At 70.4% G+C, this 26,457-nt stretch carries 25 protein-coding genes, 1 tRNA gene and 1 pseudogene; 18 read left to right on the forward strand and 9 right to left on the reverse strand.

Annotated features, from left to right (window positions below):
• The first annotated feature begins 23 nt into the window (after positions 1-23).
• The 8 genes from M9914_11650 to M9914_11685 all read left to right on the forward strand — a co-directional run bounded on the left by M9914_11650 (position 24) and on the right by M9914_11685 (position 9,339).
• On the forward strand, positions 24-1,073 hold the full coding sequence (locus M9914_11650) for a response regulator (GenBank protein MCO5174831.1): 1,050 nt from the start codon (positions 24-26) through the stop codon (positions 1,071-1,073).
• 37 nt (positions 1,074-1,110) lie between these two features.
• Entirely contained in the window at positions 1,111-1,908 is a 798-nt protein-coding gene (locus M9914_11655; protein MCO5174832.1) for an enoyl-ACP reductase, read from the forward strand.
• 184 nt (positions 1,909-2,092) lie between these two features.
• Positions 2,093-3,547 (forward strand): anthranilate synthase component I, encoded by a 1,455-nt coding sequence (trpE, locus tag M9914_11660; GenBank protein ID MCO5174833.1) that lies wholly within the window; start codon positions 2,093-2,095, stop codon positions 3,545-3,547.
• On the forward strand, positions 3,547-4,149 hold the full coding sequence (locus M9914_11665) for an aminodeoxychorismate/anthranilate synthase component II (GenBank protein MCO5174834.1): 603 nt from the start codon (positions 3,547-3,549) through the stop codon (positions 4,147-4,149). The genes trpE and M9914_11665 overlap by 1 nt, the downstream gene beginning before the upstream one ends.
• Positions 4,150-4,152: 3 nt before the next feature.
• A complete protein-coding gene (locus M9914_11670) occupies positions 4,153-4,989 on the forward strand; it encodes a glycosyltransferase (GenBank protein MCO5174835.1) in 837 nt (278 codons plus the stop codon).
• On the forward strand, positions 4,986-6,023 hold the full coding sequence (gene trpD / locus M9914_11675; GenBank protein MCO5174836.1) for an anthranilate phosphoribosyltransferase: 1,038 nt from the start codon (positions 4,986-4,988) through the stop codon (positions 6,021-6,023). Before M9914_11670 ends, trpD begins: the two co-directional genes overlap by 4 nt.
• Before the next feature lie 132 nt (positions 6,024-6,155).
• On the forward strand, positions 6,156-8,354 hold the full coding sequence (locus M9914_11680; GenBank protein MCO5174837.1) for a penicillin-binding protein: 2,199 nt from the start codon (positions 6,156-6,158) through the stop codon (positions 8,352-8,354).
• A 43-nt stretch (positions 8,355-8,397) separates the two neighbouring features.
• Positions 8,398-9,339, forward strand: coding sequence for a P1 family peptidase (locus M9914_11685; protein ID MCO5174838.1), 942 nt, complete (start codon positions 8,398-8,400; stop codon positions 9,337-9,339).
• A gap of 84 nt (positions 9,340-9,423) precedes the next feature.
• On the opposite strand, the gene M9914_11690 is transcribed toward M9914_11685, so the two are convergent.
• Both M9914_11690 and trmH read right to left on the reverse strand, forming a co-directional pair.
• Positions 9,424-10,587 carry a PQQ-dependent sugar dehydrogenase gene (locus tag M9914_11690; protein ID MCO5174839.1) on the reverse strand — a complete coding sequence of 388 codons (1,164 nt, stop codon included), beginning with the start codon at positions 10,585-10,587 and terminating at the stop codon, positions 9,424-9,426.
• 9 nt (positions 10,588-10,596) lie between these two features.
• A complete protein-coding gene (gene trmH, locus M9914_11695; GenBank protein MCO5174840.1) occupies positions 10,597-11,229 on the reverse strand; it encodes a tRNA (guanosine(18)-2'-O)-methyltransferase TrmH in 633 nt (210 codons plus the stop codon).
• Between the two features lie 67 nt (positions 11,230-11,296).
• On the opposite strand from trmH, the gene M9914_11700 reads away from it, so the two are divergent.
• The gene (locus M9914_11700; protein MCO5174841.1) at positions 11,297-11,803 is read left to right on the forward strand and encodes a YbaK/EbsC family protein; all 507 of its coding nucleotides are present in this window, start codon (positions 11,297-11,299) and stop codon (positions 11,801-11,803) included.
• Between the two features lie 50 nt (positions 11,804-11,853).
• On the opposite strand, the gene M9914_11705 is transcribed toward M9914_11700, so the two are convergent.
• A complete protein-coding gene (locus tag M9914_11705; GenBank protein MCO5174842.1) occupies positions 11,854-12,315 on the reverse strand; it encodes a copper resistance protein CopC in 462 nt (153 codons plus the stop codon).
• Positions 12,312-12,791 (reverse strand): hypothetical protein, encoded by a 480-nt coding sequence (locus M9914_11710; protein ID MCO5174843.1) that lies wholly within the window; start codon positions 12,789-12,791, stop codon positions 12,312-12,314. The genes M9914_11705 and M9914_11710 overlap by 4 nt, the downstream gene beginning before the upstream one ends.
• 630 nt (positions 12,792-13,421) lie before the next feature.
• On the opposite strand from M9914_11710, the gene M9914_11715 reads away from it, so the two are divergent.
• From M9914_11715 to M9914_11730, 4 genes are all read left to right on the forward strand, one after another.
• Complete coding sequence (locus M9914_11715; protein MCO5174844.1) at positions 13,422-13,946, forward strand: cupin domain-containing protein; 525 nt, start codon at positions 13,422-13,424, stop codon at positions 13,944-13,946.
• Positions 13,947-14,047: 101 nt separating this feature from the next.
• Positions 14,048-14,602, forward strand: coding sequence for a GNAT family N-acetyltransferase (locus M9914_11720; protein MCO5174845.1), 555 nt, complete (start codon positions 14,048-14,050; stop codon positions 14,600-14,602).
• 111 nt (positions 14,603-14,713) lie between these two features.
• Positions 14,714-14,800 (forward strand) — tRNA-Leu (locus M9914_11725).
• 212 nt (positions 14,801-15,012) lie between these two features.
• Positions 15,013-16,647: an ATP-dependent DNA helicase gene (locus M9914_11730; GenBank protein MCO5174846.1), complete on the forward strand. Its 1,635-nt coding sequence runs from the start codon at positions 15,013-15,015 to the stop codon at positions 16,645-16,647.
• A gap of 31 nt (positions 16,648-16,678) precedes the next feature.
• Here the strand turns inward: M9914_11730 and M9914_11735 are convergent, their stop codons facing one another.
• Positions 16,679-17,155 (reverse strand): Lrp/AsnC family transcriptional regulator, encoded by a 477-nt coding sequence (locus M9914_11735; GenBank protein MCO5174847.1) that lies wholly within the window; start codon positions 17,153-17,155, stop codon positions 16,679-16,681.
• A gap of 26 nt (positions 17,156-17,181) precedes the next feature.
• Between M9914_11735 and M9914_11740 the strand changes: the two genes are divergently transcribed.
• The 5 genes from M9914_11740 (at position 17,182) to M9914_11760 (ending at position 24,062) form a co-directional block, all read left to right on the forward strand.
• On the forward strand, positions 17,182-17,961 hold the full coding sequence (locus M9914_11740; protein ID MCO5174848.1) for a YmdB family metallophosphoesterase: 780 nt from the start codon (positions 17,182-17,184) through the stop codon (positions 17,959-17,961).
• 73 nt (positions 17,962-18,034) lie between these two features.
• Positions 18,035-20,764: a phosphoenolpyruvate carboxylase gene (ppc, locus tag M9914_11745; GenBank protein MCO5174849.1), complete on the forward strand. Its 2,730-nt coding sequence runs from the start codon at positions 18,035-18,037 to the stop codon at positions 20,762-20,764.
• 93 nt (positions 20,765-20,857) lie between these two features.
• Positions 20,858-21,574 carry a MotA/TolQ/ExbB proton channel family protein gene (locus M9914_11750; GenBank protein ID MCO5174850.1) on the forward strand — a complete coding sequence of 239 codons (717 nt, stop codon included), beginning with the start codon at positions 20,858-20,860 and terminating at the stop codon, positions 21,572-21,574.
• Between the two features lie 3 nt (positions 21,575-21,577).
• Positions 21,578-21,991, forward strand: coding sequence for a biopolymer transporter ExbD (locus tag M9914_11755; GenBank protein MCO5174851.1), 414 nt, complete (start codon positions 21,578-21,580; stop codon positions 21,989-21,991).
• A 16-nt stretch (positions 21,992-22,007) separates the two neighbouring features.
• Positions 22,008-24,062 carry a DUF3048 domain-containing protein gene (locus tag M9914_11760; GenBank protein ID MCO5174852.1) on the forward strand — a complete coding sequence of 685 codons (2,055 nt, stop codon included), beginning with the start codon at positions 22,008-22,010 and terminating at the stop codon, positions 24,060-24,062.
• A 12-nt stretch (positions 24,063-24,074) separates the two neighbouring features.
• Here the strand turns inward: M9914_11760 and M9914_11765 are convergent, their stop codons facing one another.
• The 4 genes and pseudogenes from M9914_11765 to M9914_11780 form a co-directional block, all read right to left on the reverse strand.
• Positions 24,075-24,866: a metallophosphoesterase gene (locus M9914_11765; GenBank protein ID MCO5174853.1), complete on the reverse strand. Its 792-nt coding sequence runs from the start codon at positions 24,864-24,866 to the stop codon at positions 24,075-24,077.
• Positions 24,867-24,889: 23 nt separating this feature from the next.
• Entirely contained in the window at positions 24,890-25,273 is a 384-nt protein-coding gene (locus M9914_11770; GenBank protein ID MCO5174854.1) for a M23 family metallopeptidase, read from the reverse strand.
• A gap of 136 nt (positions 25,274-25,409) precedes the next feature.
• Positions 25,410-25,981: pseudogene (locus tag M9914_11775) on the reverse strand (LysM peptidoglycan-binding domain-containing protein).
• Between the two features lie 258 nt (positions 25,982-26,239).
• Positions 26,240-26,416: a hypothetical protein gene (locus M9914_11780; protein MCO5174855.1), complete on the reverse strand. Its 177-nt coding sequence runs from the start codon at positions 26,414-26,416 to the stop codon at positions 26,240-26,242.
• Positions 26,417-26,457: the final 41 nt, after the last annotated feature.

Genomic DNA, 26,457 nt, shown 5'->3' on the forward strand with positions numbered 1-26,457 from the left:
CGGGGCGTTGGTAAACTCGACGCGTGACGACAACGTTGGTGCTAGTCGTCGACGATGAGCCGTCGATGCTCAAGGTCAGTGAGCTGACCCTGGCCTCCGCCGGTTACGACGTGATCGCTTTCGAGGACCCGATCGAGGCCCTGGCGGAGCTCAGGGACGGGTTGAGGCCCGACGTGATCGTGTCCGACGTCTCCATGCCGCCCATGGACGGCTTCGAGTTCCACGGTCACGTGCGCGAGATCTCCGAGTTGCGCGGCGTGCCGTTCCTCTTCCTCACTGCCCTCGAGGACCGCAACTCCATGCGCAAGGGCATGACCCTCGGCGCCGACGACTACCTCACGAAGCCCGTCAAGAAGGAGGAGCTCCTGGAGGCCGTCGGCGTGCGCTTGAGGCGCGTCGAGGAGCTGAGGCGCCCGCTCACGGGCGTCGTGGCCGCGCACGGCTTCGGGCACCCCATGGTCGTGCGCGAGGGGCAGAGACTCGACTGGGACTCGTTGAAGGCGCTCGAGTTCCTCTTCTACCTGCTTGAGCACCGGTCCGGTGTCACCACCTTCGAGGTCGCCGAGGCCCTGTGGCCCGGCAAGACCGAGTCGAAGGCGTCTAGCAGCTTCCACACGACCCTCTACCGGCTCCGCAAGGTGATGGGCGGCGACGTGGTCGAGAGCGCCAACCGGCGCTACTACCTCCAGGAGAGCTTCCAGATCGGTTACGACGTCGACTCCTACCGGCAGTTGGCGCGGCAGGCGCGCGAGACGGGCGGCATGCGGGACTTCCTCGCGGCCATCAGGCTCTACACCGGTCACTTCATGGCCGGCTTCGACTCCAACTGGGTCGACAACGTCAGGCTCAGCCTCCAGGCGTCGCACCTGACGCTCCTGGAGACGGCGGCAGCCAAGGCCGTGGCGAGCGACGACGTCACGCAAGCGACGACGCTCTACCAGCTCATGACGGAGCACGAGCCTTACAGCGAGACGGCGTGGGAAGGGTTGGCCGACGCCTGGGAGGCGCGCGGGGAACGCGCACGCGCCGCCGAGGCGCGCGAACGCTTCGAGCGACTGATGATGGAAGGCTGAGGCGCGCGGCCGCTACCGCCGGCGCGAAGGAGAGAGCATGTACACGATCGACCTAAGCGGCAAGACGGGCCTCGTCATGGGCGTCGCCAACCAGCGCTCCTTGGCCTGGGCCATAGCGCAGCCCCTGGCCGACGCCGGCGCGCGCCTCGCGTTCAGCTACCAGTCCGACCGCCTGCGCCCTACCCTCGAGAAGCTCACCGAAGGCTTGGACGCGCCCCTCCTGGTCGAGTGCGACGTAGGGAGCGACGAGCATATCGACGCCATGTTCGAGCGGGTCGGCCGCGAGTTCGGCAAGCTCGACTACCTCGTGCACGCGCTCGCCTACTCGCCCGCGGCCACGTTCGAGCACCCGTTCGTCGAGACGACGCGGGACGACTGGCGTACCGCCATGGACGTGAGCGCCTACTCGCTCGTCGCCACCACCAACCGCGCCGCGCGCCTAATGACCGACGGCGGGAGCGTCGTAACGCTCTCCTACCTGGCCGCGGAACGCGTCGTGCCGCACTACAACATGATGGGCGTGGCCAAGGCCGCGCTCGAGGCGAGCGTGCGCTACCTCGCGTACGACCTGGGCCCCAAGGGCATCAGGGTCAACGCCATCAGCGCCGGCCCGATGCGCACCATCGCGGCGCGGTCCATCGCCGGCTTCGGTGACCTCTACTCGCAGGCGGGGGAGATGTCGATGCTGAAGCGCAACATCGACCACGAGGAGGTCGGCGGCCTCGGTCTCTCCCTGCTCGCCGACCGGCTGGGCGGCGGCATCACGGGCGAGACCGTGTACGTCGACGCCGGCTTCCACGCCATCGGGCTCTTCCTCCCGCATGGCAAGGAGTAGGCCCCAAAGCCCTCCCCACGAGGTAGGGGCTTTGAGGCTATACTCACGCGCATGATCCCACTCCACCGTCGGACGGGAACCACCTGGCGATGGCGGCGGCACTGAACCTGCCGTTCACCACGCGACTGCCCGAGCCCTGACCGGCAGCGCGACCACCCAGAGTCGTCCACGAACGGAGTCATCCATGCACGTTGTTGAAGCGGGTGAGGGCGTGCTCGGCCATCGAGCGCCCATCGAGCCCATCTACCGCGAGGTCCTGGCCGACCTCGAGACGCCGCTGACCGCCTACCTGAAGCTGGCCGGCCACCCGTCCTTCCTCCTCGAGAGCGTGGAGCAGGGCGAGCGCGTCGCGCGCTACTCGTTCATCGGCACGGGCCAGCGGCTGCGCATAGAGGCGCGCGGCGACCAGGTCACCTTGACGCGCCCCACGGGCACCGACACCGTCACGAGCAAGGACCCCCTGCGCGTCATGTGGGACGAGGTGGTGCGCGACACGCGGCCCGCCCCCGACCTACCCGCCTTCTGGGCCGGCGCCGTCGGCTACGCGAGCTACGACCTCGTGCGTCAGTACGAGCGCCTGCCTGACGCCAACCCCGATGTCATCGGCGCGCCGGACATGCTGTTCGTCGAGCCCGAGCTGGTGGTCGTGTTCGACCACCTCAAGCGCCGGCTGTTCATCGTCGCGCCGGCCGAGGTCGGCAACGCCGCGGACGCCGCGAGGGCGTCGGCGCTGGTGGACGCCGCCTACGACCGCCTGCGCGGACCGTTGCCGGGCGTGCCTGGCGACCGCGCCGGGCGCCTGGCCGAGTTCGAGCCCAGCTTGTCGCGCAAGGAGTACATGGCGGCGGTGACGCGCGCCGTGGAGTACATCCACGCCGGCGACGTCTTCCAGGTCGTGCCGAGCGTCCGGCTGTCGGCGGACCTCGGCGCCCACCCGTTCGCCATCTACCGCGCGCTGCGCACCATCAACCCCAGCCCCTACCTCGGCTACCTCGACCTGGGGGGCGTGACGCTCGTGGCCAGCAGCCCGGAGAGCCTCGTGCGCTCGGACGGCGCGCGGGTCGAGACGCTGCCCATCGCCGGCACGCGACCACGCGGCCGCGACGCCGCGCACGACGAGGAGCTGGCGGCCGAGCTGTTGGCCGACGAGAAGGAGCGCGCCGAGCACGTGATGCTCGTCGACCTGGGCCGCAACGACCTCGGCCGGGTCAGCGCACCGGGGAGCGTGGAGGTCGTGGACCTCATGCGCGTCGAGCGTTACAGCCACGTCATGCACATCGTCTCCGAGGTCGTTGGGCGGCTGGCGGCCGGTCGCACGCCCCTCGACGCCCTCTCGGCCGCCTTGCCGATGGGCACCGCCTCCGGCGCCCCCAAGGTGCGCGCCATGGAGATCATCGACGAGCTCGAGACCGTGCGGCGCGGGCCGTACGCCGGCGCCTTCGGCTACTTGGCGGCCGGCGGCGCGATGGACATGGCCCTCACGCTGCGCACCATGGTCGTGAAGGACGGCCGCATCCACCTGCAGGCGGGTGCCGGCGTCGTAGCGGACTCGGACCCCGCGGCGGAGTGGCAGGAGTGCATGAACAAGCTGGCCGCGCTGAGGCGTGCCGTGGAGATGGCGACGCGGGGGCTCGGCTGATGGCCGCTCCCAGGCTGCTGGTGGTCGACAACTACGACTCGTTCACCTATAACCTCGTCCAGTACGTGGCCGCGTTGGGCGCCGACGTGACCGTGTGGCGCAACGACGCCTTCGCGGTGGCCGACGTCGAGGAGCTGAGCCCGGACGGCGTCATCGTCTCGCCCGGCCCCTGCACGCCGCGGGAGGCGGGGGTGTCGGTCGAGCTCGTACGCGGCCTCGGCAAGCACCTACCCATGTTGGGCGTCTGCCTTGGTCACCAGGTCATCGGCGAGGCGTACGGGGGGCGGGTCGTGCGCGCCAACCGCCTCGTGCACGGCAAGACGGCCACCATCGAGCACGACGGGACCGGCGTGTTCGCCGGGCTGGGGAGCCCCGTCACGGCCACGCGCTACCATTCGCTGGTGGTCGTCGACCCGCCGGACGAGCTCGTTCCCAACGCCTGGACGACCGAGCCGGGCAGCGGCGAGCGGGTGCTCATGGGGGTGCGCCACGCCACGCACCCTGTCTGGGGGGTGCAGTTCCACCCGGAGAGCATCCTCACGGAGAGCGGCTCGGCCATGCTGGCGAACTTCCTGCGCTTCACACAGGGCAGCCGCGGCTAGGACGTGGCCGGAGCCGCCCCAGCCGTCTCCGTCGTCGTGCCGACCCACGACCGGCGCGCCCTCCTCGAACGCAAGCTGCGCGCGCTGGAGGGGGAGGGCGTCGACTTCGAGGTGATCGTGGTCGCCGACGGTTGTAGCGACGGCACGGAACGTTTCCTAGCCCGTTACGAACCGCCCTACTGTTTCTCCTGGTTGACGACGCCAGGCAAGCACGCCGCCTTCGCCCGCAACCAGGGCGCGCGCGTGGCGCGTGGCGCCGTCCTGCTCTTCAGCGACGACGACGTGATCCCCCGCCCCGGCTGGGTGGCGGCCAACCTCGCCCTCCACAAGGCGCCCATGCGGGTCGGCCTCAGCCGGGAGGCGCTCCCGGACCACCTGAGCAAGGGGTGGACGCTCAAGGTCGTGCGCGGCTGGTGGAACGTCGTCAGCCGCTCGCTGAGCGTCCCGGCCGCGCTGTTCTGGGAGGTGGGCGGCTACGACACGAGCTTCTCCTCCTACGGCGGGGAGGATCCCGACCTCGCGCTGCGCCTCAAGGCGGCCGGCGCCGTGTTCGAGCTGCTGCCGGAGGTGCTCGTCGAGCATTGGGACGAGGGGTTCCTTGACGACCTGGAGGCCAAGGCCGGCTCGGCCGGGGCCGCGCACGTGCGCGTCTGGCGCAAGCATCCGCGGCGCGACGTCGCCCTCGCCTTGGGCGTCCACCCCCTGTCGCTCGCCCTGAAGAGGGCGCTGCTCTCCGCGGCCGCCAGGCCGTTCTGGGACGACGCCCACTACCGCTACGAGCGAGCGTACGCCGCGGCCGCGCGGCGAGCGCTCGCGGAAGGAGCTGGACCTACGCGATGACTGGACTTCCGATCGGCGAGCTTCTCAACCGGATCTTCGACGGCGAGACGCTGGACAGGCAGATGGCGAGGGACGTCCTCGGCCGGCTCATGGACGGGCAGCTCTCGCAGGTGCAGGCGTCCGCCCTGCTGGCGGCCCTGCGCATGCGGGGCGAGACCGTCGAGGAGATCACGGGCTTCGCGGAGGCGATGCGCGCGAGGGCCATCAGGATCCCGGTGAACGTCGACGGTCCGCTGGTCGACACCTGCGGCACGGGCGGCACGGGCGTCGACACGATCAACATCAGCACGACGGCCATGTTCGTCGCCGCGGCCGGGGGTGCGCGGCTCGCCAAGCACGGCAACGTCGGCGTGACGCGCAAGTCGGGTTCTGCGAACGTACTGGCCGAGCTCGGCGCGGACCTGGACGCGAGCCCTGAGCGCCTCGCCGAGTCCGTCGCGGTCACCGGTATGGCGTTCATCTTCGCGCGCCGCTTCCACCCCGCCATGGGGTTCGTCGCGCCCATCCGCGCCGACCTGCAGGCTCGCACCATCTTCAACAACTTGGGGCCGCTCACCAACCCGGCCGGCGCCGACCGCCAGCTCATGGGCGTGTACGACCCGCGCCTCACCGAGACGCTGGCGGCCGTGCTGCGCGGCCTGGGGTTGAAGCGCGCCCTCGTCGTGCATGGCGACGTCATCGACGACTTCACGGTGACGGGGCCCAGCAAGGTGACGGAGCTCGCGGAGGACGGCAGCCTGACCACCTACGTGGTCACGCCGGAGGAGGTCGGCCTCGGCCGGCACCCGCTGGCGAGCTTCGCGGGCGGCGACCCGGCGACCAACGCCAGGCACCTGCGCGCCGTGCTGGCAGGGGAGGCCGGGCCGGGCATGCGCGACGTGACGCTCTTCAACGCCGGCGCCGCCCTCTACCTCGCCGAGCGCGCCGACACGCTGGCGGAGGGCGTCGCGCTCGCGACCGAAGCGTTGGACAGCGGGGCGGCGCTCGCCAAGCTCGAGGAGTACCTGGACTTCTCGCGGCGCCCCGCGGCTTGAGCTCGGGCGTTCGCCGCGGCGGACCCCAGGCCGCTCCGATCAGGCCGGTCGGCGCGGCGCGGGGTGGCCCTGGCGGCCCCGGCGTCGTCGAGCCGGCGTCACGGCTCATCTGCGGTTGCTAGCATGGTGGGCGTGAAGCTCGTCCAAGGCCTGTTCCTGCTGCTCTTGACGGCCGCGCTGTCGGTCGGCGCGCTGCTGGCTTCCTCGGGGCTGAAGTGGGCCCAGGAACTGCCGTCGCTCGAGTCGCTGGACGCGCTCGAGTTCTCCGCCACCTCGCAGGTCTTCGCCCGCGACGGCGTGACGCCCATCGGGGCCATCGTGCCCGTCACGGGAGAGGGGCGCGAGTCCACCAACCGCATCCCCGTGCGCCTCGACGAGGTGTCGCCCGCCGCGCTGCAGGCCATCGTCGCCTACGAGGACGACCAGTTCTACCGTCACTACGGGGTCGACGCGCCCGGCTTCTTCAGGGCCGTCTACGAGGAGTTCCTCGGCGACGCCTCCCGCGGCGGCTCGACCATCACGACACAGGTCATCAAGAACCTCGTACTGCACGACATCCGCTCGGAACGGTCGCTCGAACGCAAGATCAAGGAGATCATGCTGGCCCTCGAGCTCGAGCGGCGCCTGACCAAGCCCGAGATCTTGCAGCGCTACATCAACATGGTCTTCTGGGGCGGCAACGTCTACGGCATCCGCGCCGCGGCCCAGACGTACTTCGGCAAGGACCCCATCGAGCTGAACCTCGCCGAGGGCCTGTACCTGGCCCGGCTCATCCCGGCCCCGAACGCGCGCCACGACGACCTCCCCACGACCCGCCGCAGCATCCGCGAGGTCCTCGACAAGATGGTGAGGCAGGGCACGATCAGCTCGGAGATGGCCGAGCGGGCATGGCGCTACCCCCTGGAGCCGCTCGGTTGGGACGTCACCTACGACAGCGAAGGCAACATCGTCACGGCCGTGAGGACGGGGGCCGAGGTCGTCGTCCAGTCGAGCGTCAGCTCGGACTTGTCGCGCGCCGTCCTGATCGCCGTGCGCAACTGGCTGACCGAGCGGTACGGCGAGAGCGTCGTGTTCAGCAGCGGGGGCCTCAGGGTGACGACCACCATCGACGTGCAGGCGCAGGTGGCGGCCAACCAGGCGAGCCTCAACGGTGAGGTGCCGCCGGGCGCCCAGATGGCGCTGGTCGGCATCGATCCGAGCACGGGGGCCGTGCTCGCCATGGTGGGGCAGAAGCTCGTGGACGGCGTGGCGCCGGGCGAGTTCAACCGCGCCACCCAGGCGCTGCGGCAGCCGGGCAGCTCGTTCAAGCCCATCGTCTACGCCACCGCCATCGAGCAGGGCGCCATGAACCAGTCCACCATCCTGGTCGACGAGCCGACGAAGTTCCAGATCCGCGGTCAGCCGGCGTACGAACCCGGCAACCACGACCACACCTACGACGGCTTCCAGACGATCAGGGCGAGCCTCAACCGGAGCCGCAACATCCCGGCCGTCAAGGCCCTCGAGGCGGCCGGAGTCGACGCCGTCGCGGAGAAGGCGCGCGAGCTCGGCTACGACGTCATGCCCTACTACGCCATGGCGCTGGGCTCCTTCGAAGCGACGCCCCTGCAGCACACGGCCGCCATGGCCGCCTTCGCGAACGGCGGGGTGTACATCGAGCCGTACTTCATCGAGCGCGTCGAGGACTCGGACGGCAACGTCCTCTACCAGGCCGAGCCCCGCTCCGCGCGCGTTTGGAGCGAGCAGACGGCCTACATCATGCTCGACATGATGCACGGCAACGTCGCCGACCGCGAGCCCGCCTTCGGGCTCTCGAACCGCGCCGCCGTCCCCGGCCGCTGGATCGCCGGGAAGACGGGCACGACCAACGACGAGGTCGACATCTGGTTCGTCGGCATGACGCCAGGCATGGTGGCGAGCGTGTGGATCGGGAAGGACGACGCCACGAGCTTGCCGAGCCGTATGACGCTGAGTAACGGCAACACTGACCAGGTCAACAGCTCGCGCCAGCCCATCTACATCTGGAACGACTTCGTCACCGCGGCCCTGCGGGGGAGCCCGGCCACGGGCGAGGGTTTCCCTGTTCCGGAAGGCATCGTGTTCAAGGACATGGACCTGAAGACGGGCGCCGTCGGCGGCGGCGGGGTGCGGACCGCGTTCCGCTCGACCGACCAGGCGGTCGGCGGCGGCATCGACGCGGCCATCAAGCTCAGCCTCCCGATAGACACCGCGACGGGGAAGCGGGCCACCGTCGACACCCCTCCCGACCGCATCGAGATCATCGAGGTCGACCCGCGCGACGTGGGGAACTACCTCGAAGGCACGGGCTGAGACGACTGTGGGGGCGGGGGAGGAACAGGGAAGGAACAGGGCGATGAACGCGCTTCAGAACGAGACCCTAACCGCGGTAGCCGGCCTGCGCGTCGGCCACTACACGGACCTCGAGGCCCGCACGGGCTGCACGGTCGTCCTCACGCCGGAGGGCGGCTGCGTGGCCTCCGGCGTGGCGCTAGGCCCCGCACCCGGTTCGCGCGAGTACGTCTTGTTGCAGCCCGACAAGACGGTCCAGGCGGTCGACGCGGTCGTGCTGACCGGCGGCAGCGCCTTCGGGCTCGCCTCGGCCGACGGCGTCATGCGCTGGCTCGAGGAGCAGGGCCGCGGTTTCGACACGGGCGTGGCCCGCGTGCCCATCGTGCCGGCCGCAGTCCTCTTCGACCTGGCCGTCGGCTCCGCCAAGGTCCGTCCGGACGCCGCGGCGGGGCGCGCCGCGGCCGAGGCCGCCACCGACGCGCCCGTCGCGCAAGGGCGGGTGGGCGCCGGCACGGGGGCGACGGTCGGCAAGCTCCGCGGGCCGGGCAACGCCACCGACAGCGGCCTCGGCAGTCACGCCGCGCTTGTCGGCGGGGCGGTCGTCGCGGCCATCGGCATCAGCAACGCTGCCGGCAACGTGGTCGACCCCGACACGGGCAAGCTCGTGGCCGGGGTACCGGAGACGTTGGGCCTCGCCGCCGCTGCCGGCTTCGCCGCCATGCCGGGCAGCAACACGACGCTCGTGCTCGTCGCCACCGACGCCCCGATCACGAAGGCGCAGGCCAACGCGCTCGCGACGAGCGCGCACATCGGCATCGCGAGGGTGACGCGCCCGTCGCACACGGTGTTCGACGGCGACAGCGCGTTCGTGCTCTCGACGGGCACGGGCCCGGAGGTCCCGCTCGCGGCCCTCTCCGTCGCCGTTCAGGAAGTGGTGGCGGCCGCGCTCGTCAAGGGTGTGCTGGCCGGTCGCTTAAGGCAGGGCACCCCGCGGCCGACCCGGTAGCCGCGCGATAGAAGCGTGTAGGCGCTGGACCCGGGTCCAGCGCCTACACCGTTCAGGGAGGGGGGAGCTGCGCCCCCTTGGGCGTCACTGCCCGACGCGGTAGATCATGCCGCTGTCGTACGCGGCGACGTACAGCTCGCCGGCGGCGTCCTCGCCGAAGGTGCTCACGTTGAAGCCCGTCTCGAAGAGGGGCCTTGGCGCCCAACCGTCCGCCGCGCTCGTGCTCCAGACGCGGCCGGACACGAAGTCGGCGAACACGTAGTTGCCCTGGAGCGCCGGCACGTCAGCGCCGCGATAGACGTAGCCGCCAGTTATCGACGTGCCCCACTGCGGACCGTGCGGGTACTCGAGGACGGGGAGCGTGAGCCCGGCCTGGTCGCAGCTCGAGGCCGCGTAGCAGTGCAGGCCCTCCATGAGCTTCCAACCGTAGTTGAGCCCGCCGCCCGTGCCTGCCGGCGTGAAGTTGACTTCCTCGTACGCCTCCTGGCCGACGTCCGCGATGTAGAGGTCGCCGGTGCCCCTGTCGAACGAGAAGCGCCACGGGTTGCGGAGCCCGTACGCCCAGATCTCGGGCAGGGCGCCGTCCCTATCGACGAACGGGTTGTCGCTCGGCACGGTGTAGCCGGTGTCGCCTGACACGTCGAGGCGCAGGAGCTTGCCGAGGAAGGTGCCGAGGTCCTGGCCGTTGCCCTGAGGGTCGCCCCCGCTGCCGCCGTCGCCGAGGCCGACGTAGAGGTAGCCGTCGGGCCCGAACACGATCTGGCCGCCGTTGTGGTTGGAGTACGGTTGGGCCTGCGTCAGAAGGACCTCCTCGGACTCCGGGTCGGCGCGGTCGGGGTTCCCCGGCGTGACGGTGAAGCGCGACAGGACGGTCTGGCCCCCGTCGCCCGTGTAGTACACGTAGAAGCGCCCGGTCGCCTGGTAGTCGGCGGGGAAGGCGAGGCCGAGCAGGCCCCGCTCGCCGCCCGTGCTGAGCTCGCCGGAGAGGTCGAGGAACGGTTCGCGGAGCAGCTCGCCACCGCTGACGATGCGGACGGCGCCGCTCTGCTCCGCCACGAACAGGCGCTCGTCGCCCGCGTTCGTGATGACGACGGGCTGCCTGAGCCCGTCCGCCACGGGCACGAGCCGTTGCGCGACGACGTTCTGAGTGCAGGCGGCCAATGCCAACGTGAAGGCGAGGGCGGTCAGCGCGCCGATGTAACCGCGGAAGCCGCGCCGGCGCTGCGGGGGAGTGGGCTGCTCGGACATGCCTAGAGCCTAGTCGATATCATCCGTGAGGCCGGTGAGCGGAGGCTCAACCTCCTCTAAGGTCGCCCAGCGCGGCAACCACCTGAGGGTGAGCTCCCGGAGCTCCCGCTCGCTCAGGCTCGGACGGTCGTACATGCCGGCCGCGAGGCGCTGGCGCTGGGCCTCGAAGAGGATCACGGCCGCCGCCACGCTCACGTTGAGCGACTGCACCATGCCGAGCATCGGGATGATCACGTGTTGGTCGGCGAGCTCCGCGGCCCGGCGGCTGACGCCGTCCTTCTCGTTGCCGAGGAGGACCGCGCAGGGCACGGTGTAGTCCACCGCCCGGTAGTCGACCGCGTCGGCCGAGAGGTGCGCGGCGTAGATCCGCTTCCCGCTCGCCTTCATGGTCGCGACGGCGGTGGCGATGTCAGGGTGCACCACCAGGTCGACCCACTTGTCCGCGCTGGCGCTCGTGGCGCTGAAGGTAGCCACACCCCCGGTCGGCTTGACGGCGTGCACCGTGCCGATGCCGACGGCGTCGCAACTCCTCAGGATGGCCGAGAGGTTGTGCGGCTTGTGCACTTCCTCGGCGAGCACCGTCAGGTCCTGCTGGCGCTTCGCGAGGACATCGTGGATGCGCTCACGGCGCCGCAAGGTCATGGGCCGAGGATAACCGGCCGCCCGGCGAATGGGGCGCCGGCTCGCCGGACTGGGTTAAGGTGCTCGGATGTCGTTGCAGGCCGTGAAAGATCACCTCAGGCGGTTCGGGAAGGCGGAAGCGGTCCTAGAGTTCGCGGAGTCGAGCGCCACGGTGGCGCTGGCGGCCGAGAAGGTGGGGACGGAGCCGGCCCGGATCGCGAAGACCCTGGCGTTCTACGACCCGGAAGACCAGACGCGCGCGCTCCTGGTGGTGGCCGCCGGCGACGCCCGGCTCCACAACGGCTCGTTCAAGCGTCGTTTCGGGGGCAAGCCGAAGATGGTGGCGTCCGAGGACGTCGAGGCGCTGACCGGCCACCCCGTTGGTGGCGTGTGCCCGTTCGCCAACCCGGACGGCGTCAGCGTCTACCTCGACGAGTCGTTGCGGCGCTTCGACGTCGTCTACCCCGCCGCCGGCACGGCGGCGTCGGCCGTGCCGTTCACGCCGGCCGAGCTCGAGGTCGCCGCCGGCGCGGCCGGGTGGGTGGAGGTCACTAACGGCTGGCGCGATGGTAGTGGGGTCGAAGCTGCCGAGTGAGCCGCGCGCGAGGCCCACCGAGGGCTCGCGCGCGGTTTCATCGTCGGCAGCTAGCGGGGCGCCGGCTCCAGGACCGTGAAGGTCACGTAGTCCTGCAACGTGTGCGTGTCTACCGAGAGCACGCGCCACATGAGCACGTAGCTGCCCGGGGCGAGGGGCTCGGCCGGCGTCAAAGTGACCTTCGCCGAACGGCCTTGACCGGGAGCCAACTCGAACGCGAGGGCGCGGTCGTCCGGCCCGGAGGTTCCGATCACCTCGGTCACCAGAAGGGCGGCCATGCCGTTGAGCTTGGCCGCGTGATCCTCATCGGCTCCGTCGGGGGCGTCCTCGAGCCTGAACAGCTTGAAGGTGGAGAAGCCGACCTCGAGCTCCTCGCTGAACTCCAGGACGAGCGTTCCCGGCGCGGCATCCAACACGGCGCCGCCCGCGGGCGTGGAGCTCTCCAGGTAGGCGTGCGCCTGCGCGAACGCGAGGAGCGCGGCAGCTGCCAGGACCAGGCCGGCGCGCCTCATGGCGCGGTGCTGGAGGGCGTCGCGGTGGCGGGAACCGTGATGACGGCGGCGTCGAGCACCGCCGGGTCTCTGTGCGCCGGCTTGTCGAAGTAGGCCTCGAAGCTGGCGTCACCGATGAAGCCGTCGACCCTGAACGTGTAGTTGCCCTGGACGGAAGGGATGAAGTTGCCCGTGTACCAGCCTTCCTTCGCCGCGTTGACCCGCAGCGTGAGGGTGAGCTCGCTGCCGTCCGGCGCCACGATGACGGCCGTGAGGCTCTTCTCGAGCCCCGCCACGGCCTCGCCGTTCGCGTTCCGAACCGCGAGGTCGATGCCGTTCATCTGACCGGTGTAGGCGGGGTTCACGAGGAGGCCGACTATGACCGTGTAGGCGCCGTCCAGGACGGCGATGGATTGGTGGGCGTAGGCGGCGCAGGTGAGGGTGAGGGCGGCGAGGGTGCTGGCGAGGGCGGTGGTGATCCGGCGTCTTCTTGTCATGCGGTCGCTCCTGACGGGATGGGGTGATTGTGGTTCGCCCGACCCGCACGGGCCCGCGTCGAAACGTGGCGTGCCGGGCCGGTCGGGGTATGAGTGTGGTCATCGAGCTTGAGTGGCCGCTGGAGGAAGATCGGCCGTGGAGGTGGCCCGCGGGCCAACGTCGGTTCGTGCAGCCACGACCGGAGCCGGGGCTCTCGCCGAGGTGGCAGCGCGTGAACAGGTGACCGTACGGGGGCAGCGCCTACCTCGGCGAGCGGTATCGCCGCGCTGAGCAGGCCGACCTGCTGCAGGTTGTGCACGTGCTCGGACGTGCCTTCCGGATGCTGATGGCCCGGGAAGTCCGTTCGAGCCGCCCAGCTGGGCAGGCTCACGAACAGGAGCAGCAGGGTGCAGATGAAGTGCGCGGCCGCGCCCGCTCGCAACGCTCGTGCCTGTCGTGCCGTGAACGTCATCATGCTCCGACTTGCGAGCATACGCGCATTCGTGCGTGAGCGCTGTTCAAGCGCTCTTCCAACCCGGTGCCCGAGGCCTTGCGCTGGCCCAGCGGAAGCGGGCCCCACCTACCGCCGTGCGGACACGACGCTTCTGCGCCACCGACATCGGTCACGGAGACTCCTGTCGGAGCCCGCTATGCTGGCCTCCAGAACCCATCCTGACGTGTTGGAGGTCGCGAGCTTGACCGACGTTCCGAGGAGCACGAGGATCCCGGTAGGTGAGGACAGGCTTGGCCGGAGCCGGTCCGTGTTCGGCGTGATGCCGTTCGCGATCAAGGTCTCCTCCCGAGACAGTGGGGGCGCCTCTCTCGTGATCGAGCAGGCGAACGCCTACCGCGGAGGGCCGCCTCGACACCTTCACCACGACCAGGACGAGTGGTTCTACGTGGTCGAGGGCGAGTACGTCATCAGCATCGGCGAGGAGACGCACCGCCTCATGCCCGGCGACTCCGTGCTGGCTCCGCGGCGCGTCCCCCATGCGTGGGCGCTGGTCGGGCATGCGCCAGGGCGCATGGTCATCGCGTTCTGGCCGGCCGGGAGGATGGAGGAGTTCTTCGATGCGGCCGTCGAACTCGACGGCACCCCCGCGCCGGATGTGGCGCGCCCACTGTTCGCGGCGTACGGCATGGAGGTCGTGGGTCCGCCGCTAGCCGTGGAGTAGGCACGCGGCGCGGGTCTGTTCAGGCTTCCTGCGCGTCCGGGACGGGCCCGTGAGGCGCAACGCGTCGGTTCGCCACGGTTCCAGAGTAGGCTGATGCACCCATGAGCGAGTCAGCTCCCACGGTCGAGATACGACCGGCCGTCGCTGCGGACGCCCCGGCCATCGCCCAGGTACACGTGACGACGTGGCGCGAGACCTACGCCGGACTGCTGCCAGACGACCTGCTGGCGAACCTGTCCGGCGAGCGGCGCGAGGCCCAGTGGGCGGCTCAGATAGCGGCCGCCGAGGCGCCGGGCAACACGAGCCGCGTCCTGGTCGCGACGGCGTCAGGCCGAGGGGTAGTGGGCTTCGCGTCCTGCGGGCCGGAGCGCGAACCGGAGCACGGTTTCGACGCCGAGCTCTACACCATCTACCTGTTGGCCGAGTTCCACGGCCGCGGCATCGGTAGGGAGCTCTTCGTGCGCATGTGCGAGCAGGCGCTCGCCGTCGGGTTCCGGTCGCTGCGCCTATGGGTGCTGGAGGGCAACCCTACGGCCGGCTTCTACGCTCACCTCGGCGGGGAGCCGGTCGGTCGGAAGAGCCTCGTACTGGGCGACGGCTCGTACTTCGAGACGGCGTTCGGCTGGCGCGACCTCTCGACCCTCACCCCGCGCTAGGGAGCCGGTGCCGCTGGTCGAGGTCGCCCTGCACGCTTGACGCCCCGCCTCCGCGGGCGATATCATCGTTTTCGCCTTGTGGACGGTGTTGCAAGCGTTCACGGCGCCCGAGCCGAGGTGGCGGAATAGGTAGACGCGCCAGCTTGAGGGGCTGGTGGCCGCAAGGCTGTAGGGGTTCAAGTCCCCTCCTCGGCACCAAGGAAAAGGCGAACCGCGAGGTGGGACCGACGCTAGCGTCGGTCCCACCTTCGCTTGGTGAGCGGCGCGAGGCTCGATGCACGGGGCGAGAACGGCCCTCGCTGCGCCGATCGGAGGCCGGCACCGCCGTTGAGGCGGAAGCCCGCGCGCCCGCGGTGGACTTCCGCCTATCCCGCTGGGAGCCGCCTGGGCGACGCGTGATAGCTTGACCCATGCCTCTGGTCGACCGCCGCCTTGGAGCCCGCCGCCTCGGAGCCGATCGCGAAGCGGATGGCGCGGCCGATCGCGGCGGGGGCAGGGGCCAGCCGCCCGCCAGCTTCCCGTTCCCCCGCTTCCGGCCGGGGCAGGGCGAGGCGCTGACGCGCGCGCGCGAGGCGTTCTCGGAAGGCAAGCGTTTCGTTGTCATCGAGGCGCCCACCGGCGCGGGGAAGAGCGCCGTCGCGGTCACGCTCGCGCGCGAGGCCAACTCGGCGTTCGTGCTCACCAACCAGAAGGTCCTGCAAGACCAGTACGTCCGCGACTTCCCCGACCTCGCCCTCCTCAAGGGGCGGGCCAACTACGACTGCCTCGTGGCGCCCACGCACGCCGCGGCCGCCCCGTGCATCGTCGGCCGCCGCTTCCCCCAGTGCGACGACTGCCCGTACTTCACGGCCAAGGACGTCGCCATGCAGGCGAACGTTGCCATGCTCAACTACGCGTACTTCCTGGCGGAACTCAACTACGCCGGCGGCTTCGCCCCTCGTGAGCTCCTGATCCTGGACGAGGCGCACAATGCCGAGGGCGCGCTCATGAGCTTCGTGCAGGTCGTCCTGAGCGAGGGCGCGCTCCTGCGCGCCGGCCTGCAGCGCCCCCTGCCGCCCGATCTGGGCGACGAGCTCGCCTTCGAGTTTGCCGAGCTGCTCCTGCCCGAGCTGCGCGAGCGGTCCACGGCCGTCGAGCTGCTCATCAAGCAGGAGGCCGGCGAGGAGGCCTCGCTGCAACACCTGAAGACGAAGCAGTGGCTCGACGGGCAGGCCGGCCGCATCGAGCTCCTCCTCGACAGCCATGAGTCCGGCGAGGTCGACTGGGTAGTCGAGCGCCGCGTCGAGCGTGACGGCGCCAGCATCGTCTTCAAGCCCATCGAGGTCGCGGCCCTCGCGAACGAGTTCCTGTTCGCCTACGCCGACAAGGTCCTGATGCTCTCGGCCACGATCCTCGACGCGCCCACGTTCCTGCGCAGCCTCGGCATCGAGCCGGAGGAGGCGGAGGTCGTCGCGGTGCCGTCGACCTTCCCGCCGGAGAACCGCCCCATCGTGGTGTGGCCGGTCGCGCGCCTCACTCGTCACTACCAGGACCGCGACCTGCCGCTGCTCGCCAAGGCCGTCAACGAGCTCGCCCTGCGGCACGAGGACGAGAAGGGCGTCGTGCACGCGCACTCCTACAAGATCGCGAGCTACCTGGCCAAGAACCTCGACGCGGAGGTGCGCTGGCGCGTCGTCACCCACGAGGGCGCCAGCGGGAGGGAGGCGGCGCTCGCCAAGCACATGGCGGCCTCCGAGCCGACAATCCTGCTCACTCCGAGCATGACGGAAGGGATAGACCTGGCCGAGGACCTCTCGCGCTGGCAAGTGCTCTGCAAGGTGCCGTACCCGTACCTTGGCGACAAGCAGGTGGCGGCGCGCATGGAGCGCGACCGCGACTGGTACGACTGGCGCACGACCCTGAGCGTCGTGCAGGCCTACGGGCGGAGCGTCAGGAGTGAGGAGGACCAGGCGGTCACGTACCTGCTCGACGCCGACTTCCCGAACTTCCTCCGGCGGCAGTACCGGCGGCTGCCGCCCTGGTTCGTAGAGGCGCTCGAGAACTGAGTGCGGGCCGGCGACCGGCTCGCGGCCTCGATCAGGCGAACGGGAGGCGCGTCTGGCGCTCGAGGTTCGTGCGCAGCACCATCGTCGTCTCGGTGCGCTCGACGCCCTCGGTGGTGAAGAGGCGGTCGAGGAAGGCGTCGAGGGCGACGGTCGAGGCGAGGCGCACCTTGGCGATGAACGAGTACGTGCCCGCCACGGCGTGCAGCTCCTCGATCTCCGGGTACTCTAGGAGCCGCTCGACGAGCCGCTGGGCCGGCTTGCGCGGCTGCGGCGCTATGGCCACGTACGCCGTGATCGTCAGGCCCACGGCGACCGGGTCGATGTCGGCGTGGTAGCCGCGGATCACGCCGGCCTGCTCGAGCTTCTTGACCCGCTCACCGATGGCGGGGGCCGACAGCCCGACGGTCTTGGCCACCGACGCGTGCGACGCCCGACCGTCGACGAGCAAGATCTCCAGGATGCGGCGGTCCACGGCGTCGAACTCCATGCTCAGGCCCGAATGTATCACGTGTCCCGGCAGGAGTATCCTGCCGTGTGCGAGTCCTGTTCATCGGCGACGTGTTCGCCACCCCAGGCATGCGGGCAGCCCAGGCGTACCTGGCGGCGGTGCGGCATGAGTACGACTTCGTGATCGTCAACGGCGAGAACGCGGCCGGCGGCTTCGGCATCACCCGCCGCCACTTCGAGCAGCTGCGCTCGGCCGGCGCCGACGTCGTCACGCTCGGCAACCACGCCTTCGATCAGTCCGAGGTCGTCCCCCTGCTCGAGGAGACGCCGCGCCTGCTCCGCGCCGCCAACTTCCCGCCCGGCACGCCCGGGCTCGGCTGGGCGGCGTACGACGTGCCGAGCGGCGGTCGCATCGTGGTGGCGCAGCTGATGGGCCGGGTCTTCATGGACCCGCTCGACGACCCGTACCGGGTGGTCGACGCGATCCTCGAGGAGGTCCCTAGCGGCATGCCCGTCATCGTCGACTTCCACGCCGAGGCGACGAGCGAGAAGAAGGTCATGGGCTACCACCTCGCCGGCCGCGTGAGCGCCGTCCTCGGCACGCACACGCACGTCACCACCGCCGACGAGCAGGTGTTCAAGGGCACCGCCTACATCACGGATGTCGGCATGACGGGCGTGCAGGGCTCCTCGATCGGCATGGCGTTCGAGGAGGTGCACACCCGCTTCGTCACGAAGCTACCGGCCAAGTACCGGCCGGCCGCCGGACAGGCGAGCGTGAGCGCGGTGGCCATCGAGCTGGACGGGGCGAGGGCCGTATCTGTGACCCGCCTGCGCTGGGAGCACGGCGACAAGGACCCGGAGTGACGGCCGAACGGGCGGCCTACGGGCCCGCCGAGGCCGGACCGCGCCGGCAGCGCGGCGACGTGGACGTGCCGCGATGACCGACCAGCCGCCCGTCGTGGCCGCCAGCTTCAAGCTCCTCTCGAGCGACGTCGACTTCCTCGCCACCGCCCTCGGCGACGTGCTGCGCGAGCTGGAAGGGGAGCGCCTCTTCCGACTCGTCGAGCGCGTCAGGCACCTCACCAAGCGGCTGCGCGCCGGCGACGCCGGGGTGGCGGCGGAGCTGGACGAGCTCCTGCGTTCGCTCGACACGGCGACGGCCGAGCGGCTGGTGCGCGCCTTCACCGTCTACTTCCAGCTCGTCAACCTCGCCGAGGAGATCCACCGCGTCCGCGTCAACCGTCACCGCGAGCGCGGCGCCACCGTCGACGAGCCCCGTGCCGAGAGCCTCGCGGCCGCCGTGAAGGCCCTGCGCGACCTCGGGCTGAACCGCAAGGAGGCCGCGGCGTTCCTGCGCGACCTCGACCTGCAGCTCACCGTCACGGCCCACCCCACCGAGGTGAAGCGCTACACGGTCAGGCTCAAGCTCGAGCGCATCGGCGAGGCGCTCAGGCGCCTGCACGAGACGGAGCTGGCGCCCCGCGCCAGGGAGGTCCTCAAGGAGAGCATCCACGCCGAGATCGCCACGCTCTGGCTCACCCGCGAGGTGGCGCTCGAGCGACCGAGCGTCCTCGACGAGGTGAAGAGCGCGCTCTACTACTTCAGGCGCTCGCTGCTCGACGTGGTGCCGCGCCTGATGGCCGAGCTAGAGGAGGCGCTCGACGCGTACTTCCCCGAAGGCGCCACCGGCCGCGCCGGCCACCGCGGCCCACCGAGCGACGCCCCTGCGCCGGTCCTGCGCTTCCGCTCCTGGATCGGCGGCGACCGCGACGGCAATCCTTACGTGACCCCCGAGGTCATGCGCGAGGCGTTCGCCCTGCAGGCGGGGGTGGCCAACGAGGCCTACGTCGCGGACGTGGAGGGCCTCGTGCAGCGCCTCTCCCAGTGGGAGGGCCGGCTGATGCTCACGGAGGAGTTCCGCGCGGCGCTGGCGCTGCGCGACGACTCCGAGGGCCGCAGCCCGCGCTTCGAGGGTGAGCCGTACCGCCGGTGGCTCGAGCATATGTACAAGGCGCTCGTGCGGGAGGGCTCCGATCCGGGCGCGTACCCCGGCGGTGAGCCGGGCTACCGCGCCGACCTCGCGCGCCTCGAGGCGGCCTTGCGCTTCGGGCACGGTGGTCGGCCGGCCGATGCCTTCGTACGGCCCGCCATGCGCCGCGCCGCCGCGTTCGGCTTCCCGTTGGCGCCGCTGGACATCCGGGAGCACAGCCGTGTGCACGAGGTGGCGGTCGCGAGCGTCCTGGCCGCGGGCGCCGTCCACCCCGACTACCTGGCGCTGCCGGAGAGGGAGCGCATCGCCGTCCTGGCCCGCGAGCTCGCCTCGCCGCGGCCCCTGCTCGGGCGCGGTGCAAGCATGGCGCCGGAGGCCGAGCGGGCGCTCGCCTTCCTGGCCGAGTTCCGGCGCGCCGCCGACCTGCACGGCGCCGGGGCCCACGGCAGCACCATCGTCAGCATGACCGAGGGCGCGTCAGACGTCCTGGAGGCCCTCCTCCTCGCCAAGGAGGCGGGCGTCGGCGAGATCGAGGCCACGCCGCTCTTCGAGACGCTCGCCGACCTGCGCGCGGCGCCGGGAGTGATGCGTGAGCTCTTCGCCGTCCCCGCCTACCTGGCGCACGTGCGACGTCGCGGCGTGCAAGAGGTCATGATCGGCTACTCGGATTCGAACAAGGACGTCGGCTTCGTGTCGGCCTCCTGGGCGCTCTACCTGGCGCAAGAGGAGCTTGCCGGGGTGTGCAGGGAGATCGGCGTCCCGCTGCGCATCTTCCACGGGCGCGGCACGAGCATCGGTAGGGGAGGGGGACCTGCCGGCGCGGCCATCCTCGCCCAACCGCCTGGCAGCCTGGCAGGACGCATGCGCCTCACGGAGCAGGGCGAGGCGCTGTCCGACCGCTACTCCGACCCCGACCTCGCTCACCGCCACCTCGAGCAGGTGATGCACGCCTTCATCCTGGCCAGCGCCCGCGACGCGCGTGAGCTCCCCACCGTCGACGAGCGTTACCGCGCCGCCATGGACGCGGGCGCGGAGGCGGCCATGACCCGCTACCGGTCGCTCGTGCAGGACGAGGGGTTCATGGAGTTCTTCAAGCAGGTCACGCCCATCGAGGAGCTCGCCCAGCTCAACCTCGGCTCGCGCCCGACGCGCCGCGCCGGCGCCCCGAGCATGGCCAACCTGCGCGCCATCCCGTGGGTGTTCGCCTTCACCCAGTGCCGCGCCAACCTCCCGGGCTGGTACGGCCTTGGGGCGGCCCTCGAGGCCATCGGGCCGGAGCCGGGGCGCGAGATGTACCGTGAATGGCCGTTCTTCACGACGATGATCGATTTCGCGCAGATGAGCTTAGCGAAGGCCGACATGCCCATCTTCCGGGCGTACCTCGGCCTCGTCGACGCCTCGCTGCGGCACTTCGGGGAGCGCATCGAACGCCACCACGCCCAGACGACCGCGCTGGTGGAGGAGATCACGGGCGCCCCGCTGCTCGCCCAGGACCCGGTGCTGGCGCGGGCCTTGCAACTGCGCAACCCGTACGTCGACCCCATCAGCCGCCTGCAGGTCGAGCTCCTGCGCCGCCTCAGGCGGCAGCCGCCCGAGGGCCCGGACCGCGAGGCGCTCGCGTACGGGGTGATGCTCTCGCTGATGGGTGTGAGCGCGGGCATGCGGAACACGGGCTGATCGGACTGGTCGGACCAATACCGTCGCGCTACGCGTTTCTCATGTGCGGCGCGCTAGCATGGCGCAAGCTGTAAACCGCGCAAGGAGCGTGGAATGACTGTTACTGAGCTACTCCTAAGCGGCGGACCGATCCTCGTCGTCATCATCCTGGTATCGATCTACGCCGTCTACCTCTTCGTCGAGCGGCTACTGAAGCTCAACCGCGAGCGCTCGGACACCTCGAGCCTCATGCTGCGCGTCAACGCCGCCGTACGCGAGCGCGACCTGGACTCCGCGCTCGACGCGTGCGAGCGCCACGGCGGGCCTACGGCGCGGGTCCTGAAGGCGGCCCTGGAGCGGTTGCCGTACGGCAGGCCGGCGGTGGAAGCCGCGTTCGAGGAAGCCATCATCAGCGAGGAGCAGAACCTCACGCGCGGGCTGACCCCGCTCGCGATCATGGCCAAGATCCTCCCCATGCTCGGCCTCCTCGGCACCGTGACGGGCATGATCATCTCGTTCTCCGAGATCTCCTTGCACGGCTCCGGCGATGCCGGGCAGCTCGCCTACGGCATCGGCCAGGCGCTCGTGACGACGGCCGCGGGCCTCATCGTCGCCATCCCCGTCCTGGTCGGTCACGGCTACCTGAACAGCCTGGTGTCGAAGCTCCTCGGCGACATCGACAAGCGTCGCGAGGAGCTGATGGGCAACATCGTGCGGGCTGTCGCCGACAGGCGCGAGGAAGCCGGGGCGACGACCTACAGGCAGGGCGGCGAGCAGCAAACCGAACGCAACGTCGACATGCGCGGGGTGCGTCCGGCCCCGCAGGCCTGAACCGTGTCCAGAGCGAGACTCAGACGCGGGCGGAGGCTCGCCATCGACCCGGAGCTCGACCTCACGCCGATGGTCGACGTCGTGTTCCTGCTCATCATCTTCTTCATGGTCTCGACCACGTTCATCACCGTCGAGACGGGGTTGCCCGTCGACCTGCCTGACGCCCAGATGAGCGTTGCGGAGCCATCGAACCTCCCAACCGTTACCGTCATGAAGGACGGCGCCGTGTACTTCGCGGGCGCTCGCGTGAGCGAAGCCGAGCTGGTAGAGATGGTCAGGGCCGAGATAAACCGCTCGGGCAACTCGACCATCGTCCTCCGCGCCGACAGGGAGCTCCCGCACGGCACCGCGGTGCGCATCATGGACCTCATCAAACAGGCCGGGGCCCAACGCATAGCCATCTCGACCGGCGGATGATGGTGGAAGGGCCGGCATGACGAGCGATATTCACCGCGAGGTGCGTCCGTGGCAGGACCCGGACAAGCGCCGGGCCATGGCGGTGTCGTTGACACTCCATATGCTCGTCCTGCTCGTTGCCCTCGTCTATGGGCTTCGCCCTCGACCAGAGCCGGTCCCTCCGTACATCGTCATAGACGTCGGTACCCCCGCATACGCGGAGGCGACCACGCTGGCACCGACGGCCGAGAGCCCGGCACCCCCCGCCCCTTCACCGCAAGTGGCGTCCGAGCAGATCGGCACGCCGCGTGACCTGGCAGCGGAGCAGCGCGAGACGACCGCGCCGGAAGAGCGGCCCATAACGTTGCAGCCGCCGGCACCGGAAGCACCGCCGGCCCAAGCAGCCCAGCCGCAGGAGACCGTGCCGGATGAGAGCGCTGCCGCCGAGGCGCCTCTGGCACCCGCGCCGACCCCGCAGGTCGTGGAGGCTGCGCCGCCTACCGAGCCGTTGCCGCTCGCCGAGGCTCCGGCCACCCCGTTGCCCGAGATCGATCCGGTGGCCATCGCGCCTCGTCCGCTCGTCGACCCCGTCGTCATCCCCACACCGCCCGCGAGCGCCAACGTGACGGCCGCGCGTTCGGTCGCGGCCCAGCCGACCGCTACCGTGAGTGAGGCCGCTGCGCTGACCAACCCGCAGGTGAGCGCCGCCATCGCCGCTCCGCAGACGATCTCGGCCCCGACGGCGAGCGCCCAGGTGGCTCAGTCCGTCGGGCTCGCGGCCCCGACCGCCCAAGCGGCCGTCGCGGCAAGCACGGCCTTGGCCGCCCCGGCGGTCTCCGCCCAGATAGCGAGCGGAACCGCCCTCTCCACCTCGGGCGTCGCGGCCAGCGTCGCCGGTACGCGTCCGCTCGCCGAGCCCACGGCCACCGCCCAGGTCGGCACACGGCGCGACGTGAGCGTCGTCCCCCAGGTAGCCGTCGCGCAGGTCGCCGAGATCCCGGCGCCCGCCGTCAGGGCCGACATCGTCTCGGCCATCACCGCGGTCGGTGCTCCGGGTGCAGACGGTACACGTACGGGCGATACCGACGTGGCCGCCACCGTCCAGAACAACCGCACGCCCGGCGGCAACGCTTCTACGGCCGGCCAGACCGGCCCCCTCGACCCGAACGCGACGGCCGACGGTCGCGGTCTCAACGCGGGGCCGGACGGCGTGGGACAGGGGACGGGCGCTCCCGCCCAGGCTGCGCGCCTGCCGTTCTCCTTCACTCGCGAGAGGCCGTTGGCCGTCCTGGTCGACAACGTCGGCGGCTACCCGCAGACCGGCCTGCGCGAGGCGAGCATGATCGTCGAGATGCCCGTGGAAGGCGGCCTGACGAGACTGATGGCCTTGTACGACAGCAACTTTCCCCGGCGCGTCGGACCGGTCAGGAGTGCCCGCGACTATTTCGTCGAGCTGGCGCAGACGAGCCAGGCCGTGCTCGTGCACGATGGCGGTTCGCCCGGTGCGATGATCGCCATCGCCAACTCTTCGCTGCCGACCCTGAACGCCTACAACAACGGTCCGCTCTTCACGCGCGAAGGGGAGCGTTCCGCGCCATACAACCTCTACGGCTCGGGCCCGGACCTCAAGTCGGCGATGCTGCGCCTAGTTCCCGAGACGTCTCAGGTCGTGAGCGGGCAGGTGTTCCAGCCGACGGACGCCGCTGTGGCGGTAACGGAAGTGAGCGTCAGGTACAGCGGCGCCTACACGTCGGGTTTCCGGTACGACGCCGTGCTCAACGCCTACCGTTGGGTGCGCGACGGCACGCCGGCCAGTCACCCTGACGGTCAGATCATGCTCTATGACGCGGTGTTGGTGGGCGAGATCACTGCGCGCGTGCTGCCGGGCGACACGGAAGGGCGTCTGTACATCCCGCTCGAGGGTGGCGAGGCGACGCTCTACTTGAGGGGTCGCGCCGAACCCGGTCGGTGGGTGCTCTCGACCGGTAAGGGCGTGCAGTTCCGCACCCTCGGAGGCGAGGTCGTCGACCTGGCCCCGTTCCGCACGTGGGCCATGCTGACCCCCACGTACGAGGGCCGTCAGGAGCAGTGAGCCGAGCCCCGTTCAGGTAGACGCAGGCAGGCGCGGCACGGTCTCGTCGAAGAACAGCCCGTGCAGGCGCAGCCTGTACTCGGCGCTGCTCGTGTCGATCTCGAGCCACGCGTACTCGTCCTTGTGACCGTTCGTGTCGAGGAGCAGTGCCCGCCCCTGCGACGCCACGTTGACCCCGCCGCGCACTGGGGTGTGCCCGTACACGCCAAGGCGGTAAGGGGTGCCGTCGAGGAAGTCCTTGTCCTCCTGCAGCCAGCGCCGCCGGTTCTCGAGGTAGAAGGCCTGGTCGTAGACGTTGTGCTCGGGGAGCGGCCCGACGTGGGCGAAGTGCAGCCCTTCGACCGCGAGCTCCCTGGGCCAGCCGAGGATCCAGTCGCGCAGCTCCGGCTCGAGCTCCTCGCCGTGGCCAGGCTTCCACTCAAGGTGCGACACGTCGTCGGTGCGCAGCGGACCCTGCTCGACCGTGGCGGCGTTGAAGTCGTGGTTGCCGAGGAGGATGACCATGTTGCCGCTCGGCACGCGGTCCTGGAAGCCCTTGACCTCGCGCAGGAAGCGCACCTGGATCGCCTCGGCCCGCTGCAGGTGGCGCGGGTTGTACTCGTCGTAGCGCCGCACGTTGATCAGGTCGGCGTAGCGCTGCCTGCTCTTGGCGTGCACGAGGTCGCCCAGGAGCACCAGTCGCGTGTCGCTGCCGCGCAGGGCGTCCGTAGGCCGGTTCTGCTCGTCTGCGAGGCCGGCCTCGCGGAGCATGCGCCACAGCTTGTCAGGTTGCACGTGGATGTCGCCGATGACGACGATACGCACTCGGTCAGCTCACTTCCGATCGATCAACGCCCGGCGTACGTATCGAGGCGGGGCAGAGGGTCGATCATCTGGCCGTCTACGCGGATCTCGAAGTGCAGATGCGATCCGGTCGAGTTCCCAGTGCTACCGACGAGCGCGATGACGTCGCCGGCGGCGACCTCGTCGCCTACCTCGACCTTGAGCGCGGAGGCGTGACCGTAATAGTACTCGGTGTTGCCGCTCGTGACTATCACGAGGTTGCCGTACCCACCGTGCCAGCCGGAGAGCGTCACGGTGCCGGCGTGCGCGGCGCGGATCGGGTCGCCCGTCTCGCCGTCGATATCTATCCCCGTATGGAAGTTGCTCCCGCTTACGCGCAACTGCCGGTAGCCGAAGCGCGAGGTGATGGAGCCGATGAGGGGCCACATGAGCGTGCCGTCGCCGGTCGTGGGCGCGGCCGGAACGGCGAGGACGGCCTTGGTAGGCTCGATGTCCGTGCCGGGAAGCACGCGGAGTTGCTGGCCGACGTAGAGCGTGTCGCCCTTGAGCGAGTTGGCGCTCTTGAGGGCAGCGATGGTGCTGTCGTAACGCTGGGCGATCGACCACAGGGTCTCACCCGGACCGACGACGATCTGCATGGGCACAGGACCGCCGACGTCCGTCTCGGACGCGCTGGCGTACTGCCCCGGGATAGAGAGTATGGCTCCGACGCGCAAGGTGGCCGCTGACGAGAGGCCGTTGGCGCTGGCGATGGCGGCCACTGTCGTGTCGTACCGGCGGGCCAACGCCCAGAGGGAGTCGCCCGCGGCCACGGTGACCGTGAGCGGCTCGGGGGCCTTGTCGCCGGTCGCCAGCCGCAGCTCCTGGCCGGGGTGGATGAGCGTGCCGTCGAGGTCGTTGAACGCGATGAGGTCGGCGACCGAGAGGTCGTTGGCCAAGGCGATGTCGTAGAGCGTGTCGCCGGCGCGCACCACCACCGTCTTGACCTGCGCCGCCGGCTCCTCGTCCTCGCCCGGCACGGTCAAGACCTGGCCGGGGCGGATGGCGTCGGAGGAGAGGCCGTTCAGTTGGATGAGATCGGCGACCGTAGTGTCGTAACGGCGTGCCAGTGCCCACAGGCTGTCGCCCGGCTGCACGGTGATGGTCTTGGCGGATGCCGCTGCGGTCCCCAAGACGACCACTGCGAGAACGGAACGGACCAGGCTTGAGGGACGCACGCCGTCAAATGTACCAGAACCGGCGCACCACGCAACAGGAAAAACCCGGCAATCGCACACCGGAACGTCAGGTGCGGTCGGTTCTGATGTTCCCGGCCGGCCTTCTCGCCGTCACCTGCGCTTGAACGACGGCACCCGCCGGGCCGTTGCTTGAGGGGGGAGCGGGTGCCGGTCGCTTCAGTCCCGCGGATCGACCACCAAGTCCCTAGATAGGCGACCACCGAGCTCGACCTGGATCAGGCAGTACCGTTCGGTCTCCATCGCGGAGCTGGTGTCGTGGATGATCTTCAGCTCGAGCACGGTGGCCTCGCGGATCAGATCCAGCGTGGGCAGCGATGTGATGTCGTCATGCATCTCGGGCTCCTAGTGCCGTTAACGTCTCCGCGGCCCCGTCC

The organism is Trueperaceae bacterium (assembly GCA_023954415.1).
GTDB lineage: Bacteria > Deinococcota > Deinococci > Deinococcales > Trueperaceae > JAAYYF01.